Raw genomic sequence first — 16,595 nt, forward strand, 5'->3', positions numbered from 1 at the left:
TATTATACAAATTTTAAAATAAGTGTTGCTACTGCTATTGTAACAGTTGTTATTAAAACACCTCTAGCTCTATAATCTTGTTTCTTTTTTAAAAACACCCAAAAAACAAATAAATTAGGAAGTGCAGCCAACGCCAATACAGCACCTAAAACACCCCCTTGTTTTACTTTTTTTAAAGTTTCGATAATTGTAGCATCTGAAATAAATTCTAAATACACAAAAAGACCACAAGCCGTAGCTAGTAAACCTGTTAAAACACCAATAAATACTTCTTTGTTTATATGTCCCATGAGTTTAATTTTTGAATTGCATGATGTGCCGTCATATCAAATTGCACAGGAACCACTGAAATAAAATTATTTTCTAGCGCCCAAATATCCGTATCTTGTCCTTTGTCTCTATTTACAAATTCGCCCGACAACCAATAATATTCTTTACCATTTGGGTTTTTACGTTTGTCAAAACTCTCTTTCCAATAGCCATTTGCCTGACGACAAACACGAATCCCTTTTATTTCTTCTTCTTTTAATTTTGGAATATTTACATTTAAAACCACCCCATCAGGCAAGCCATTTTCTAGTACATTTACGACTATTTTTTCTATAAATTTTTTAGCAGCTCTAAAATCGGCATGCCAGTCAAAATCTAATAACGAAAAACCAATTGCAGGAATCCCTTCAATACCCGCTTCAACAGCAGCACTCATAGTTCCTGAATAAATAACATTTATCGATGAATTTGCACCGTGGTTAATTCCTGAAACACATAAATCGGGCGTGCGGTTTAAAATTTCATTTTTAGCCATTTTAACACAATCGGCAGGCGTACCCGAACAACTGTATTCTATTTGCGGGCCTTGGTCAATTGTAATAGGATTACAATGCAATACGTTGTTTACCGTAATGGCATGCCCCATACCGCTTTGTGGGCTATCGGGCGCTACTACAACGACATCACCTATTTTATTCATTATTTCAATAAGCATGCGAATACCTGGTGCGGTAATTCCATCATCATTGGTCACCAAAATTAAGGGTCTTTCTTGCATAGTATGTTAGTTTTACAACAAATGTAACATAAAAAAAGCACTCTTATTTTAACATTTTATAAAGATAAAAACCTGAATTTTATACGTAAAATTGTAAGAATCAAAGCCCAACAACATGCTACAATTAATTATATATGTATCTATTTATATTCTTAACACGTTTTTTTGATCATAATTCCTTTAAATAAAGGAAAGAAGTTGTTATAAAAAACATCAAAATTAATAAATTGGCATTATTTTAGTAGATTAGCAATGCTAAGTACATCATTAAAAATATAGAAGAGATATGAAGAAGAAGTTTATCATTCCATTTTTAGCCGTTATTGTATTTTTTTCAAACACCATTTATTCAAATACAACTTCAGATAAAAATCATAACAAAGACCCTGAAAAAGATCGGGTAATTGTATATGTTTTAAAAAATATTTTAAGCAGATATCATTATGTTCAAAAAGAATTAAATGATGAATTTTCCGAGTATGTTTACACCTCTTTTATAGACGGTTTAGACCCTAATAAACGGTATTTTACTCAAGAAGATTTAATCGAATTTTCGCAATTTAAGTATCAGATAGATGACCAATTAAGAAACACAGAAATTCATTTTTACAAATTGGTTTACAATCGGTTTTTAGAAAAATTAACTGCCGCAAAAAATAACTACCGTGCTTTATTAGCCCAACCTTTTAATTACAAAAAAAATGAAGTAATTAATGTTGATTACGAAAAAATTCCGTTTGCTAAAAATGAAAGCGAATTGGTTGATTATTGGAGAAAACAGCTTAAATTATCAATATTAAGCAGAATTGAAGATGCCGATGACACACAAAATAAAAAAGCTAAAAAAGATAAAAAATTAAAGCTTAAAAAATTCTATCAGCTAGAAATTGAAGCTCGAAAAGAAGTGTTAAAAAACATGAACGAATTATACGAGCGTATTGATGAGCTTGAAAATTCTGATTGGTATTCTACCTTTTTAAACAGTGTGGTTAGCGGTTTTGACCCTCATACTACGTATATGTCGCCAAGAATAAAATCTCGTTTTGACCAAGAAATGTCGGGTAAACTAGAAGGAATTGGCGCTCGTTTACAAAAAAAAGGAATGTACACACATATTGTAGAGCTAATTTCAGGCGGTCCAGCATGGAAACAAGGCGAATTAGAACCTGACGATATTATTTTAAAAGTAGCCCAAGGCGATGCTGAACCTTTAGATATTGTAGGAATGCGCTTAGACGATGCCATTAAATTTATCAAAGGAAAAAAAGGAACAGAAGTTCGTTTAACGGTTAAGAAAAAAATTGACGGATCAACCAAAATTATTCCAATTATTAGAGATGTTGTTGAATTAGATGAAACCTTTGTAAAATCGAGTATTGTTGAAAAAAATGGACAAAAGTATGGCGTTATCGACCTGCCACGATTTTATATCGATTTCAATGATTTAAGCCGTAGAGATGCTGCTAAAGATATGGAGCAAGAAATTGAGCGTTTAAAGAGTGAAAACGTAAAAGGAATTATTGTCGATTTGCGTGACAACGGCGGAGGATCGTTAAAAACAGCCATCGAAATTGGCGGATTATTTATTAAAAAAGGTCCTATTGTACAAGTAAAATACCGTGGAGAAGATCCTTTAATAAAAAATGATACCGATTCAAAAATACAGTGGGACGGTCCTTTGGTCGTTATGGTGAATGAGTTTTCGGCTTCGGCTTCTGAAATTTTTGCCGCTGCAATGCAAGACTATAAACGTGGTGTTATTATTGGCGGAAAACAAACTTACGGAAAAGGAACTGTTCAAAATGTGATGCCAATTAATCGTTTTTATGAAAAATACCCAAGCGATTTAGGCGCCTTAAAAATGACCATTCAAAAATTTTATAGAATTAACGGTGGTTCTACTCAAATTGAAGGTGTTTATTCTGATATTTCATTGCCTACCAGATATAGTTATATGAAATTTGGCGAACGTGATTTAGACGGTGCCTTGCCGTGGGATAAAGTGTTACAAGCCGATTATAACCCGACAAATTCGTATAGTAATTTTAACGATGCTGTTTATAATAGCAAGCAACGTGTATTAGAAAATGAGCGTTTTAATAAAATTAATAAATACGCAAAATGGCTAAAGAAAAACCAGGAAGAAAGAGTCTATTCATTAAAATATAGTACTTTTAAAAAGGAGAGCACTAAAAAAATTAAAGAAGGTGAACTTTTTAAAGACATCTTTAAATTCGATTCTAACTTAACTTTTAATTCGCCTAAATACGAAGTAAATCTTTTTACAAAAGACACTGTTTTAAAAGAAAAACGTGTGGTTTGGCATAAAAATTTAAAGAAAGATATTTATTTAAACGAAGCTTTAAATGTTTTAAGTGAATTAAAAATGAATCGAAATTACACGCTTGTAAAACAATAATTAGATAAAAAAGAGACTGCTAAAAAGTAGTCTCTTTTTTAATATTTTAAATTCTTATTTTTTTTGAAGCAACTTCCCGCTTTACGCACTCGCTTTTTTTATTTTTTAAAAATAAAAAAGAGCTCAAACAATTGCTTCAATCGGGGCTAGGCATTTTTACTCACTTAACACTTCTAGTTTAACCACCAAACCTTCGTTAGAACGTACATTAAAAACAGTATCGTCTTCAAAAATTAAATACTGCCCTTTTACTCCAACTAAAACTCCCGTATAAGTTTCTGATTTTACAATATTTAAACTCTTTGGTTTTAAAGGATATTTATCAACAGGAAAATTAATTGCCGTTTCTTTATTATTTTCAATAATATATTGCTGTGCTTGTTCAGGAATAAATTCTTTTAATTTCTCTTTCCAAGATAGCAAACTTTCATCTTCAATATCGTTTTTTAGCATTTTTCGCCAATTGGTTTTATCGGCAACATGTGCTTTTAAAGCAACCTCTGTAATTCCTGCTAAATACCTGTTTGGCACTTCAACGATTTCAATAGCTTCATGTGCGCCTTGATCTATCCAACGAGTTGGCACTTGTGTTTTTCTAGTAACCCCCACTTTTACATTGCTAGAATTGGCTAAATACACAATATGAGGTTTTAATTGTACGCTTTTTTCATAAGCTAAATCTCTATCTTGAATATCTAAATGAGCTTTACTTAATTCAGGGCGCATAATCCAATCGCCAGCATTTGGCGTTTCAAAAAAACACTTTTTACAAAAGCCTTGACGATATATTTCTTTTTCTAAATGACAATTTAAACATTCATACCCAGCAAAACTTAGCGTTATTTTGTTCTGTAACAACTGATTCATATTTATAAAATCAGTTTTCATATCTAAATAATACTGAACTGTATCTAAATTTTCAGTGCGCATTTTTTTTAAAACTCCTTGGTATTCCATGTCTTAAATTTTATTACTTTTAACCTTACAAAATTACAGTAAAAAAACTGAATTAAATCGAATTAAGTTGTAACCTATGTCGTTTCCATTTATAAATTCAATCATTTCCTGGTTTTTAAAAAAACGTAAACACCAAGTAGAATTATTTTTAAAATATCCTATTGATGTTCAAAATGAATTGCTTCTAAAATTAATAAATACGGCTAAAAACACCGAATTTGGAGCTTCACATAATTTTTTATCCATAGAAAACTATGCTGATTTTTCAAAAAATGTGCCGATACAAAAATATGAAAGCATCGAGCCGCTTATTGAACGCTGCCGAAAAGGAGAACAAAACCTATTTTGGCCTACACCTATTCGTTGGTTTGCAAAAAGCAGTGGAACAACCAATGCGAAAAGTAAATTTATTCCTGTTAGCAATCAGGCAATTGAAGATTGTCATTTAAAGGCAGGGAAAGACATGTTGTGTTTGTATGTTTCGAACAACGAAAATTCGAAAATGTTTAAAGGAAAAGGCTTAAAATTAGGTGGTAGTACGGCTATTTACGAAAACAACAATTCATCTTTTGGCGATTTATCGGCAATTTTAACTAAAAACCTACCTTTTTGGGCCGATTTTAGCTCCGCTCCTAGTCACGAAGTTTCTTTAATGGCAGAATGGGAAACCAAAATGGAGGCTATTATTGAAGAAACTATTGATGAAGATATTACCAGCTTAGTAGGCGTTCCTAGTTGGATGTTAGTGCTTTTAAATAGGGTTTTAGAAAAAACAGGAAAAGATAATATATTGGAGGTTTGGCCTAATTTAGAGGTTTATTTTCATGGTGGCGTAAATTTTAATCCTTACCGAGAGCAGTATCAAAAATTAATTCCTAAAAAAGAGTTTAAATATTACGAAACTTATAATGCTTCGGAAGGTTTTTTTGCAATTCAAGATGTAAATAATTCAGATGAATTACTACTAATGCTAGACTATGGAATTTTTTATGAGTTTATTCCAATGACACAATATGACTGCGAAAATTCTACTGCAATTCCGTTATCGGAAGTAAAAACAGGTGTTAATTACGCCATTATAATTACCACAAACAGCGGTTTATGGCGTTATTTAATTGGCGATACTGTTCGTTTTACCAACACAAATCCGTATCGTATAAAAATTACAGGGCGCACCAAACATCATATTAATGTTTTTGGCGAAGAATTAATTATTGAAAATGCCGAAGATGCCTTAAAAATTGCCTGTAAAAAAACAAAAGCAAGTATTAGAGAATATACAGTTGGTCCTATTTTTATGATTGATAAAAATAGTGGTGGACATCAATGGATTATCGAATTTGATAATTTACCCGAAAATATGGAGTATTTTACCCAATTATTAGACGATAATTTAAAAAAGATAAATTCTGATTATGAGGCTAAACGCTATAATAACATGACCTTAACAATGCCTACAATACACATAGCACGTAAAAATTTATTTTACGATTGGTTTACTAAAAAAAGAAAATTAGGCGGTCAACATAAAGTGCCTCGTTTGTCTAATTCTCGTAATTTTGTAGAAGAATTACTCGAATTATAAAAGCCGAAGTAGTACCTCGGCTTTTAAGTATGTAATTTATTCTACATTAAAACTAATTGGCAAAACATAGCCTGTTTCTACTACTTTTCCTGCTATTTCTCCTGGTATCATTTTAGGTAATTTTTGTAGTGCTGCTACAACTGCTGCTGCTATTTTTTTATGTGGCGTACGTGCTTTAACATCAACAATAGTGCCTTTTTTATCAATTTTAAACTGAACATAAGCTCTCTTTTTTCCTGCAGATAAACCTAATGAATTTACTAATTTAGTATCAAAATTTTCTTTCACAAAATGTAATAAACTGTTATTAAAACATTCTTTATCATTTTCTTGACAACCTGGAAATGTTGGTATTTTATCTAAATCGGAAAAAGTAATATTATTATTATCTACTAATTTTTTTAACCTTTTAGATTTAGATTCAGATTCAGATTCAGATTCAGATTCAAAAAAAAGCATTTTTCTAGTATTAATAGTTTCAAAAATTCTCATTTTAATTGGTAAAGAATAATCTTCTAAACTATTTAATAAATCTTGATACTCTGTAAGTTCTTCACTTGATAATGCTGTAACTGTAAGTTCTTTTGTATTAGGGATATCATTTCCTGAATAAATATCAAGATATTTACTCTGATAACCACTAGAAGGTACGGCTGTTATTTTACCATTTATAGTTTCATAAACCGTTACTGGTTGTTTTACTGATGGTTCAATTTCATTTTTTTCAACATTACAAGAAGTATATAAAATCATACTAATCAATAATGGAACTAATATTAAATACTTCAATTGTTTTACTTCTTTTGATTTTCCTTTTGTCATCATAATAACTCTTTTTTTGATTAATGAATGTTTATAAAATTGATTGATAAATGAAATGTTGTCTACCTGAAAAACATCTGATAATAAATTATTTATATAATTTTCTTTTAATGTTTTTTTACTTAATTCATCATCAGAAAGATATTCATGTACTAAGGTTATTCTATTTTGATACACATAAACCATCGGATTAAACCACATAAAAATCCTTAGAAATTCAAAAAATAATAAATCAAGTGTATGTTTTTGTTTACTGTGTATCAATTCGTGTTGAATTATTTTTTCTTGTTTTTCTTCAGAAATTCCAGCACCTAAAAATATGTAGTTAAAAAATGAGAATGCTTTTGAGTTTTTAGGTAATAACACTAATTTATATCGGTTTCTTTTTTCGCTTCCGTATTTAAAAATTAAATGAATTATTTGATATAGCTTTATAATGAATATTATAAAAAATAATAAACATCCAGCAATAAAAAGCACATCTAAATAATTTACAGATTGATAAAATGTTGATTTTTCTATAATATTTTGAGGTGATAAAAATACTTCTGGTAATAAAATAGGATATTCCTGTTTTACTACTTTTTGTATTGTTGGTATTTTAAAAAATGGCAATAAAAATGAAATTACAGCAGTACTTAATAAATACCATCTGTTTTTAACAAAAAATGTTTCTTTACTTAAAAACAAATCATAAACAGCCACAAATAATACTTGAAATAAAATTACTTGAATACTATAATTTATCATGACTTTTTGTTTTTATCGACTTCTTTTAAAATGCTTTCTAATTCTTTAATATCCATTTTATTTTCTTTCATAAAAAAAGACACCATACTTTTAAAAGAACCTTCGAAATAACCGTTCATTAATTTATGTAAACTATCATTACTATACGCCGTTTTTTCTACCAACGGATAATAGACATAACCTCTACCCTTTTGCTGATGTCCTACAAACTTTTTGGTTTCTAAAATTCTAATGATGGTTGACACCGTATTATAAGCGGGTTTTGGTGCTGGTAATTCCGTTATAACTTCTTTTACCGAAGCTATTTTTAAACTCCATAATACCTGCATTATTTGCTCTTCGGCTTTTGTTAATTGTTTGCTCATTTTTTTACTATTTACTTTTATACACTTCAAATATAACTAAATAATTAGTTTAAACTAATTATTTAGTTCAAAATATTTTTAAGTATTAATTGACTTATTAATATAAGAACCTGTTTAAATTTTAAATAAAATGTTTTTTTAGATATAAACGTCATGCTGAATTTATTTCAGCATCGCATAAAACTAAGAACTACGGCAAATCAGGATGTGAAACTGAAATAAATTCAGTTTGACGGATTCGATTTATTAGGGATAATAAATTGAGTAAATATGCCTAGCCCCGATTGAAGCATTTGTTTGAGCTCCTTTTTTTGATTTTTCTTCAAAAAAAGAGCGAGTGCGGAAAGCGGGAAATTGCTTCAAAAATTAAAATTTAGCACAAAAAAAAAGCGACCCATCTCAGGGAAGCTTTCCATTGGTTAACAAAACCATGACACTATTTAAAGTGCCTAACAACACAACTAAATTGCTGACTTTTAAAAAAAAATCAGCCTACAAATATACAACTTTTTATACATTTACCAAAATTTTTTCGTTTTTTAACAAAAAAGGTGATTTTGTTAATCATTGCGTACTACTTCAATTGATTGTATCTTTGCTACTTCATTAAAAATAAAAAAACAAGCCATGCAATTATCAGAACAAGAAGTTGTACGTAGAGAAAAATTAGGGAAATTACGTGAATTAGGTATCAACCCATATCCTGCTGATTTATTTCCTTTAGATTCAAGTTCTAAAGAAATAAAAGAAAACTTTGCGGAAGATAAACAAGTAGTTATTGCTGGTCGTTTAATGGCTATCAATATACAAGGAAAAGCTTCTTTTGCTCAATTACAAGATAGTGAAGGTAGAATTCAACTTTATTTTAATAGAGATGAAATTTGTACTGGAGAAGATAAAACTTTATATAATGATGTTTTTAAAAAATTATTAGATTTAGGTGATTTTATAGGTATTGAAGGTGAGTTGTTTACCACAAAAGTTGGTGAAAAAACAGTAAAAGTAAAATCTTTTAAATTATTAAGTAAAGCCTTAAAACCTTTACCAATGCCTAAAGTAAAAGATGGTGTTACTTACGATGCTTTTACCGATCCTGAGATGCGTTACCGTCAGCGTTATGCTGATTTAGTAGTAAATCCACATGTAAAAGAAGTTTTTGTAAAACGTACAAAGTTATTTACTGCAATGCGTAACTTCTTTAACGATTCTGGTTATTTTGAAGTTGAAACTCCAATTTTACAACCTATTGCTGGTGGTGCTTCTGCAAGACCTTTTATGACACATCACAACGCTTTAGATGTCCCTTTATATATGCGTATTGCTAACGAATTATACTTAAAACGTTTAATTGTTGGTGGTTTTGATGGTGTTTATGAGTTTTCTAAAAACTTCAGAAATGAAGGAATGGACAGAACGCATAATCCTGAATTTACAGCTATGGAAATTTATGTAGCTTACAAAGACTACAACTGGATGATGGACTTTACCGAGAAATTATTAGAACACTGTGCGATTGCGGTAAACGGAACGAGTGAAGCAACTTTTGGAGAACATAAGATTGATTTTAAAGCTCCATACGCAAGAGTTACCATGGCTGATTCTATCAAACATTTTACAGGTTTTGATATCAATGGAAAATCAGAAGCTGAACTTTTTGAGGCTGCCAAAGGAATGGGTATCGAAGTTGATGAAACCATGGGGAAAGGAAAATTAATTGATGAAATGTTTGGTGAAAAATGTGAAGGAAACTACATTCAGCCTACTTTTATTACTGATTATCCGAAGGAAATGTCGCCTTTATGTAAAGAACACAGAGATAACCCTGAACTTACAGAGCGTTTTGAATTAATGGTTTGTGGTAAGGAAATTGCCAATGCTTATTCAGAATTAAACGACCCAATCGACCAACGTGAGCGTTTTGAAGCGCAATTAAAGTTAGCCGAACGTGGCGATGATGAAGCTTCTGAATTTATCGATAATGACTTTTTACGTGCTTTAGAATACGGAATGCCTCCTACTTCTGGTTTAGGAATCGGAATGGACAGGTTAATTATGTATTTAACGAACAATGCGTCTATTCAAGAAGTGTTATTTTTTCCTCAAATGAGACCTGAGAAAAAAGCACCTTCTGTTGAATTAAGTGACGATGAAAAAGCGGTTTTAGCGATTATTGAAAAATCTGAAAGAATAGATTTGAATAATTTAAAGATACAATCGAGTTTATCTAACAAAAAATGGGATAAAACAATTAAAGGTTTAACTAAAAATAAATTAGCCAAAGTTGAAAAAACTGAAGAAGGTTTATTTGTTGAATTAGTATAATTTTTTCTTACATATACTATAAAAAAGCAATCTCATTTGAGGTTGCTTTTTTTGTTTCTTTAAAAAATTTTTAAATATTAAAAAATCAATAAGATAAATTAAACATACAACTAATTTATTTTTCATAACTTTAAAAAATAACTTTTAAAGAACTATGAGAAAACTACTGCAATACCTGCCTTTTCATTTTCTGGTTTGTATTATTATTGGAATTATATTGCAATTTCATACCGCTATTTGGCGCTTTGATTTTAGTTTTTTAGTCCTTTTTATCTTGGCTTTTACAGGTGTTTTATTTCTTCTGAAAAACATCGTTTCATGGAAATTATATTTTACACTAACAAGCCTTTTATTTTTTATTTTCATAGGGATTTCAACTACTTTTTTACACAATCCTAAAAATTATGACTCTTATTATAAGCACCATATTACTGACAATTCAGACATCATCATACAAATACATAAAGTTTTAAAAACAGGTAATTATGCGCATAAATATATTGCCGATGTTATTCAAATTGATACTAAAAAAACAATCGGAAACGTTTTAATAAACCTTAAAAAAGATAGTATTTCAACGCTTTTAAAAGTAGATGATTTAATTATTACAACCGCTAAATTTGAAAATTTAACAGGTGCTTTAAACCCCTATCAATTTGATTATCGAGAATATTTAGCTAAGCAATATGTGTATCAACAGGTTTTTATAAATCCTACTAATTATCAGAAATTATCGAATGAAAAAACATCTATTTATGGTTTATCAGAACAATTTAGAAACAATATTCAAGCTTCTTTAAAAGGTAAGGGCTTTAAAAAAGAGGAACTATCGGTAATTAACGCCCTACTTTTAGGACAGCGAAAAAACATCTCCAAAAATTTACTTCAAAATTACACCAATGCGGGGGCAGTTCATATTTTGGCTATTTCAGGCTTACATATTGGAATTTTATTTCTGTTATTAAACAGCCTATTCAAACCGATAGAACGGCTTAAAAATGGGCTGCTTTTTAAAACAATTATTATTTTAATATTGTTGTGGGTGTTCGCTTTTATCGCAGGATTATCGGCTTCGGTAGTTCGGGCGGTTACCATGTTTACCTTTGTTGCCGTTGGCGCTTCTTTCAAAAGAAAAAAAGTAGTAGAATATTCGCTAATCAGCTCGATGCTTTTTTTGTTATTGCTAAAACCCTTATTTTTATTTGATGTTGGTTTTCAACTAAGTTATTTGGCGGTTTTTGGAATTATCTGGACACAACCACTACTCTACAATTTATGGATTTCTAAGTTTTGGCTGTTAGATAAATTTTGGCGTTTATTAACCGTTTCTATTGCCGCACAAATAGGAATATTACCCATAAGTTTGTATTATTTTCATCAATTTCCTAGCTTATTTTTTATTGCGAACCTATTAATTATTCCTTTTTTAGGAAGTATTTTAATCGGTGGAATTTTAATTATAGTTCTTGCACTTTTAAAAATACCCTTACAAATTTTGTTCGATTTTTATGGGTGGATTATTTTATTAATGAATAAAATGGTGGCTTTAATTGCCAATCAAGAGCAGTTTTTATTTCAAGAAATATCCATGTCTTTTTATAAGATGATACTTTGGTATGTTGTTATTATTTTTACGTATCAATTTATTATCAACAAAAAAACCAAGCAACTGATGTTGTTGCTTAGCTCGATAATGCTGTTACAAATAACTTTTATTTTTGAAAAAAACAAGCAACAAAAAACCTGCGAATTGATTGTTTTTAATAAAGGAATAAAAAATATAATAGGAATAAGAAATGGCAGTAATTTTAAGGTTTTACATAATTTAGATTCTTCTAAAACAACAAATGAAAGAAGTGTTAAATGCTATCGAATTCACGAAAATATAAATAGTAATTTTTTAAATAAAATACCTAATATTATTGCTTTTAAAAACGATACTATTTTAATTGTTGATGATTTAGGTATTTATAATATAGGGCTTCAAAATACGATTGTGGTCTTGCAAAAATCACCTAAAATAAACCTCGAAAGACTGATAAAAGAGTTAAATCCGAAGAAAATAATTGCCGATGCTAGCAATTACAAAAGCGATGTAAACCTTTGGAAAACTATTTGTGAAAAACAAAAAATGCCGTTTTACGATACTCGAAAAAACGGCGCTTTTATCCTTAAATAAATAAGATGTAAAACCTTTTAAATAGTACTTTTAAATTCCTTTTCAAAAGTTGTCCATTCAGTGGTCTTGTAAGTATCTTTTGTAAAAAAGTTAATTATTTTTTCAAAGCGTTGCTTTTCTAAATAACCTGGAATTGTTTGAATTAATCTTTTTTCAGGATCAAAAAATGCTGTAGAAGGATAGCTCATTTGCCCTTTCATAATTTGAGCGGCTAATTCATGATATTTCATTCCTCCTTGCTTTACATATTTGTATGTCGTTCCATTAAAACTGATGTCATCTTTCCCTTCACCATTCATTTTTACAGCGTAATAATGCTTATTAATATAGCTAACTAGCACATTATTTTTATAGGTTGTTTTATCCATTTTTTTACACCAACCACACCAATCAGTATATAAACTGACTAAAATAGGCTTGGGGTTTGTGATGTTTTTTTCAATAGCTTCTTCGAAAGTAAGCCAATTTACTTCTTCTTGGGCGTTTACATTAACTGAAATAATCGCTAAAAATAATACTAAAAATAAGTTTTTCATATCTGTTAAGTGTCAATAAGTATTCCAAATTTACAAAAAAACCTGTCAATTATTACAAATTGACAGGTTTTTGAATTGTTTATGTTTTAATATTTTAATTATTTAACACCGTGCATTAATTTTTTTAACACTGGGTTTAATGAAAGTACTAGTAATCCTGCTACAAAAGGAACTATCGTAAATATTAAAAAGAAGGTAGATAAATCATAGGCTTCTGTTATTTTTTCTATACTTCCACCAAGTACTGCCGCTAGTTTATTACCAATAGCAATTGCAAGATACCACATACCAAACATTAGTGCAATCATACGTGCTGGTACTAATTTAGATACATACGACAACCCTACTGGCGACAAGCATAATTCACCTAAAGTATGAAATAAGTAGGCTAATATTAACCAAACCATACTTACTTTTACTCCTGCTTTAACTCCATATGCTCCGTAAGCTAGTAAACCAAAACCAATAGCCATAATAATTAAACCTAAGGCATATTTACTTGCTGCAGATGGATTGTATTTACTTTCCCACCATTTAGAAAACATTGACGCAAAGGCAATAATAAAAAATGAGTTTAAAATACTAAACCATGAAACCGTTATTTCAATTTCACTATCGTTTATTGATGCTACGGTTGCTTTTACAATACCGTTATCTTTATGTAATTCTTCAGCTCTTTCTTTTGCGTGTTTTAATCTATTAGCATCTAAATATCCGAAGTTTTCTCCAAATTTATCTTTAGGAATCATTAAAATATTAGCGCCTACTTTTAATTTTACAGGCTCACCTATTGAGGTAATTTTATCAACAACAACATCAGTATCTGCTAATTTAGTACTTTCTGTTATTGCCTTATAAGCATACATCACGTTACCTTCTTCATCTTTTAAACTATTACCTTTTTTATCGGTTTTAACAGTTTTTACAGCTTTATAAACCACATCGTATGAGGTAGTGTCGTGATCTCTTTTAAGCATCCATCCTGCTACAGCCCAAACACCAGTAAAACAAATAATTAAAACAATATTTGATCCTGGTATAATTTTAAAAGTACGCTTACCTAATAAGTATAATACGTAGGTAATAATACATAATGGAACAACTGTTAACAAGGTATTTAAAACATTAAATAGTACTGCATAATTACCCGTTAACACTCTATTAACATTATCTCTTGCAAAAATTACTAATGATGACGCTCCTTGTTCAAAAGACATCCAAAAGAATACGGTAAAAAAAGCAAATATAATTACAGCAAACATTTGATCTCTTACCACGGTAGAGTATCTTAATATTCTTGAAATTACTAGGTATAAAAATAATATTAATCCGAATATTGCCACAGCATATTGCCCTGATAATCCTGCTACTTCGAAAGGAAATAAATTAAAGTTTCCTATTTTGTCTAAAGGATCATTAAACGCATACGCAACACCAATTACCGATGTAACAGCAATTAATATTTTATCAACTAAGGTATAAGGGTTAGGCTTTTCTTCTGTTTCAAGTACTGTTTCACTTTGCTTTTTAGCAGTTTCTTTTACAGTAGTATTAACTTCCTTTTTTACTTTAGATGGCACATCTCCTATTGTTCCAAACAAAGGTTTTGCTAACCAAAATTGTAGTGTTCCTAAAAGCATAAAAATTCCTGCTAATCCGAAACCGTAAGCCCATCCTACTTTTTCGGCAACATAACCACAAAGCATCATTCCAAAAAAAGCTCCTGCATTTACTCCCATATAAAATATGGTATAAGCGCCATCTTTCTTTTCTGGCAATTCTTTGTACATCTCAGAAATAATAGAGCTAATATTTGGCTTAAAAAAACCAGTTCCTAATACTAGCAATCCTAAACCTAAATAAAGTGAAAATTCAGTTTCAAAAGCCATAGAAACGTGTCCTAGTGTCATAATTACAGACCCTATTACAACTGCCCAACGGTATCCTGTTAATCTATCTGCAATAACTCCACCTAAAATTGGTGTTAAATATAAAGACATCGCATAAGTACCAAATAAAGCTGCTGCGTTTTCAACCGACCACTCCCAACCTGGGTTAAAGCCGATAAGACTCATGGTTAAAAAGTTAATTAATAGTACTCGCATACCATAAAAAGAGAAACGCTCCCACATTTCGGTAAAAAACAGCACAAATAATCCTGCTGGATGTCCTAAGACAGTAGTATCAAAAAAACTTTGTTTTTTAGTATCACTCATTATTATATATTTTAATTTTAATTATTTACATTTAACTGAGCATCTTCAGCACCGTGGGTTAATCTTTTTAATGGTTTTAATATTAAAAGGATAAGGACTCCAAAAAGAGTACAGAAAACTGCAATTCCTGTAAATATTTGAAATTCTCCTGCCCCTTCAGACATTGAACCTACTAAACCTGCAACTTTATTTCCTAAACCTGTAGCGGCAAAATAAGCTCCCATCATAAATGAAGCATACTTTACAGGTGCTAATTTTGTAATAAATGATAAGGCTACTGGAGAGGCACATAGTTCACCAATGGTGTGAAATAAATAGGCTAACACTAACCAAATCATTGCTGATTTTTCAATTACTTGATCGCCATTCATTACCACTTCGGTACTTGCTTTACTCATAAAGAAAAAACCAAAAGCCATAATAATTACACCAATCGCCATTTTAAATAATGATGATGATTCTTTTCCTTTTTTACCCCATTTATACCAGAAACCACCAACAGCAGTACCAAATACAATGATAAAAAATGCGTTGATTGACTGAAAAGTTGCCGAAGGAACTTCATATCCTATAAATGATAATAATCTATCTGTTTTTTGTTCGGTATATAAACTCATTAAACCTCCTGCTTGCTCAAAAGCTCCCCAGAAAACAATGATGATTAAAAATGATAAAAACATCACTAACATTCTATCTTTTTCAATAGCAGTTAATGGTTTTTTCATTAATTCTTTATTTGGCGAATCTTGTGTTCCCATAAAATCACCAACACCTTTTAAATGTTTAATTCCATACATGTAAACAACCTGTCCTAAAGCCATACCAATACCTGCTAATCCGAAACCAGCATGCCATCCGTAGGCTGCAGCAACAATACCAACTGCTAAAGCACCTATAAATGCTCCTAAATTAATTCCGATATAAAAAATATAAAAACCTTTATCTCTTCTATCATCTCCTTTAGGGTATAATCCCCCTACCATTGTTGAAATATTTGGTTTTAAAAAACCAACACCCGTTACAATAAAAAATAAGCCTGTAAAAAATGCCCATTGTGCATCTACTGCTAAAATACCATGCCCAATACACAGTAATATCCCACCTAACATTACGGCTTTTTTCTGTCCTAAATATTTATCAGCAATCCAACCACCAGGTATTGAGGTGATATAGGCAAGCATTGTATAAGTTCCATAAAAAGAAATTGTTTCGGCGTTTGACCAACCAAAACCAGATTGTGGATTTCCTAATAATATCGGTGCTGCTAAATACAATGTTAAAATGGCTCTCATACCATAATACGAAAAACGCTCCCACATTTCTACGAAAAATAATACATATAAACCTTTAGGATGCCCTAAAAACTCATCTTGTTTTACAGTGTTCATATTTTATA

General features: G+C 30.4%; 12 protein-coding genes. 4 read left to right on the top strand and 8 right to left on the bottom strand.

What is annotated here, in order from left to right:
- Positions 1-2: 2 nt before the first annotated feature.
- Positions 3-290, bottom strand: coding sequence for a hypothetical protein (locus tag ABNT14_RS10360; RefSeq protein ID WP_101903139.1), 288 nt, complete (start codon positions 288-290; stop codon positions 3-5).
- Entirely contained in the window at positions 278-1,048 is a 771-nt protein-coding gene (surE, locus tag ABNT14_RS10365; protein ID WP_101903140.1) for a 5'/3'-nucleotidase SurE, read from the bottom strand. The genes ABNT14_RS10360 and surE overlap by 13 nt, the downstream gene beginning before the upstream one ends.
- 286 nt (positions 1,049-1,334) lie before the next feature.
- On the opposite strand from surE, the gene ABNT14_RS10370 reads away from it, so the two are divergent.
- The gene (locus tag ABNT14_RS10370; RefSeq protein WP_101903141.1) at positions 1,335-3,467 is read left to right on the top strand and encodes a carboxy terminal-processing peptidase; all 2,133 of its coding nucleotides are present in this window, start codon (positions 1,335-1,337) and stop codon (positions 3,465-3,467) included.
- A 156-nt stretch (positions 3,468-3,623) separates the two neighbouring features.
- Here the strand turns inward: ABNT14_RS10370 and ABNT14_RS10375 are convergent, their stop codons facing one another.
- Positions 3,624-4,424, bottom strand: a complete 801-nt coding sequence (locus ABNT14_RS10375; protein WP_101903142.1) for a DUF2797 domain-containing protein — start codon at positions 4,422-4,424, stop codon at positions 3,624-3,626.
- Positions 4,425-4,500: 76 nt separating this feature from the next.
- Here ABNT14_RS10375 and ABNT14_RS10380 point away from each other — a divergent pair, with 76 nt between their 5' ends.
- Entirely contained in the window at positions 4,501-6,009 is a 1,509-nt protein-coding gene (locus ABNT14_RS10380; RefSeq protein WP_101903143.1) for a GH3 auxin-responsive promoter family protein, read from the top strand.
- Positions 6,010-6,045: 36 nt separating this feature from the next.
- Here ABNT14_RS10380 and ABNT14_RS10385 read toward each other — a convergent pair whose 3' ends face one another.
- Positions 6,046-7,581 carry a M56 family metallopeptidase gene (locus ABNT14_RS10385; RefSeq protein ID WP_101903144.1) on the bottom strand — a complete coding sequence of 512 codons (1,536 nt, stop codon included), beginning with the start codon at positions 7,579-7,581 and terminating at the stop codon, positions 6,046-6,048.
- Complete coding sequence (locus ABNT14_RS10390; protein WP_101903145.1) at positions 7,578-7,946, bottom strand: BlaI/MecI/CopY family transcriptional regulator; 369 nt, start codon at positions 7,944-7,946, stop codon at positions 7,578-7,580. Before ABNT14_RS10390 ends, ABNT14_RS10385 begins: the two co-directional genes overlap by 4 nt.
- Positions 7,947-8,573: 627 nt before the next feature.
- Here ABNT14_RS10390 and lysS point away from each other — a divergent pair.
- Positions 8,574-10,268, top strand: coding sequence for a lysine--tRNA ligase (gene lysS, locus ABNT14_RS10395; RefSeq protein WP_101903391.1), 1,695 nt, complete (start codon positions 8,574-8,576; stop codon positions 10,266-10,268).
- Between the two features lie 154 nt (positions 10,269-10,422).
- Positions 10,423-12,447 (top strand): ComEC/Rec2 family competence protein, encoded by a 2,025-nt coding sequence (locus ABNT14_RS10400; protein WP_101903146.1) that lies wholly within the window; start codon positions 10,423-10,425, stop codon positions 12,445-12,447.
- 17 nt (positions 12,448-12,464) lie between these two features.
- Here the strand turns inward: ABNT14_RS10400 and ABNT14_RS10405 are convergent, their stop codons facing one another.
- The 3 genes from ABNT14_RS10405 to ABNT14_RS10415 all read right to left on the bottom strand — a co-directional run bounded on the left by ABNT14_RS10405 (position 12,465) and on the right by ABNT14_RS10415 (position 16,587).
- Positions 12,465-12,983, bottom strand: coding sequence for a thioredoxin family protein (locus tag ABNT14_RS10405; protein ID WP_101903147.1), 519 nt, complete (start codon positions 12,981-12,983; stop codon positions 12,465-12,467).
- A gap of 98 nt (positions 12,984-13,081) precedes the next feature.
- Positions 13,082-15,199: a peptide MFS transporter gene (locus ABNT14_RS10410; protein WP_101903148.1), complete on the bottom strand. Its 2,118-nt coding sequence runs from the start codon at positions 15,197-15,199 to the stop codon at positions 13,082-13,084.
- A gap of 17 nt (positions 15,200-15,216) precedes the next feature.
- Entirely contained in the window at positions 15,217-16,587 is a 1,371-nt protein-coding gene (locus ABNT14_RS10415; protein WP_101903149.1) for a peptide MFS transporter, read from the bottom strand.
- Between the last annotated feature and the right edge of the window lie 8 nt (positions 16,588-16,595).

Origin of the sequence: Tenacibaculum dicentrarchi (assembly GCF_964036635.1) — a bacterium.
Lineage (GTDB): Bacteria > Bacteroidota > Bacteroidia > Flavobacteriales > Flavobacteriaceae > Polaribacter > Polaribacter dicentrarchi.

Bases quoted from the DNA above. Each gene is read 5' to 3' on its own strand.
- ABNT14_RS10360 (WP_101903139.1), bottom strand. From the start codon at position 290: ATGGGACATATAAACAAAGAAGTATTTATTGGTGTTTTAACAGGTTTA.
- surE (WP_101903140.1), bottom strand. From the start codon at position 1,048: ATGCAAGAAAGACCCTTAATTTTGGTGACCAATGATGATGGAATTACC.
- ABNT14_RS10370 (WP_101903141.1), top strand. From the start codon at position 1,335: ATGAAGAAGAAGTTTATCATTCCATTTTTAGCCGTTATTGTATTTTTT.
- ABNT14_RS10375 (WP_101903142.1), bottom strand. From the start codon at position 4,424: ATGGAATACCAAGGAGTTTTAAAAAAAATGCGCACTGAAAATTTAGAT.
- ABNT14_RS10380 (WP_101903143.1), top strand. From the start codon at position 4,501: ATGTCGTTTCCATTTATAAATTCAATCATTTCCTGGTTTTTAAAAAAA.
- ABNT14_RS10385 (WP_101903144.1), bottom strand. From the start codon at position 7,581: ATGATAAATTATAGTATTCAAGTAATTTTATTTCAAGTATTATTTGTG.
- ABNT14_RS10390 (WP_101903145.1), bottom strand. From the start codon at position 7,946: ATGAGCAAACAATTAACAAAAGCCGAAGAGCAAATAATGCAGGTATTA.
- lysS (WP_101903391.1), top strand. From the start codon at position 8,574: ATGCAATTATCAGAACAAGAAGTTGTACGTAGAGAAAAATTAGGGAAA.
- ABNT14_RS10400 (WP_101903146.1), top strand. From the start codon at position 10,423: ATGAGAAAACTACTGCAATACCTGCCTTTTCATTTTCTGGTTTGTATT.
- ABNT14_RS10405 (WP_101903147.1), bottom strand. From the start codon at position 12,983: ATGAAAAACTTATTTTTAGTATTATTTTTAGCGATTATTTCAGTTAAT.
- ABNT14_RS10410 (WP_101903148.1), bottom strand. From the start codon at position 15,199: ATGAGTGATACTAAAAAACAAAGTTTTTTTGATACTACTGTCTTAGGA.
- ABNT14_RS10415 (WP_101903149.1), bottom strand. From the start codon at position 16,587: ATGAACACTGTAAAACAAGATGAGTTTTTAGGGCATCCTAAAGGTTTA.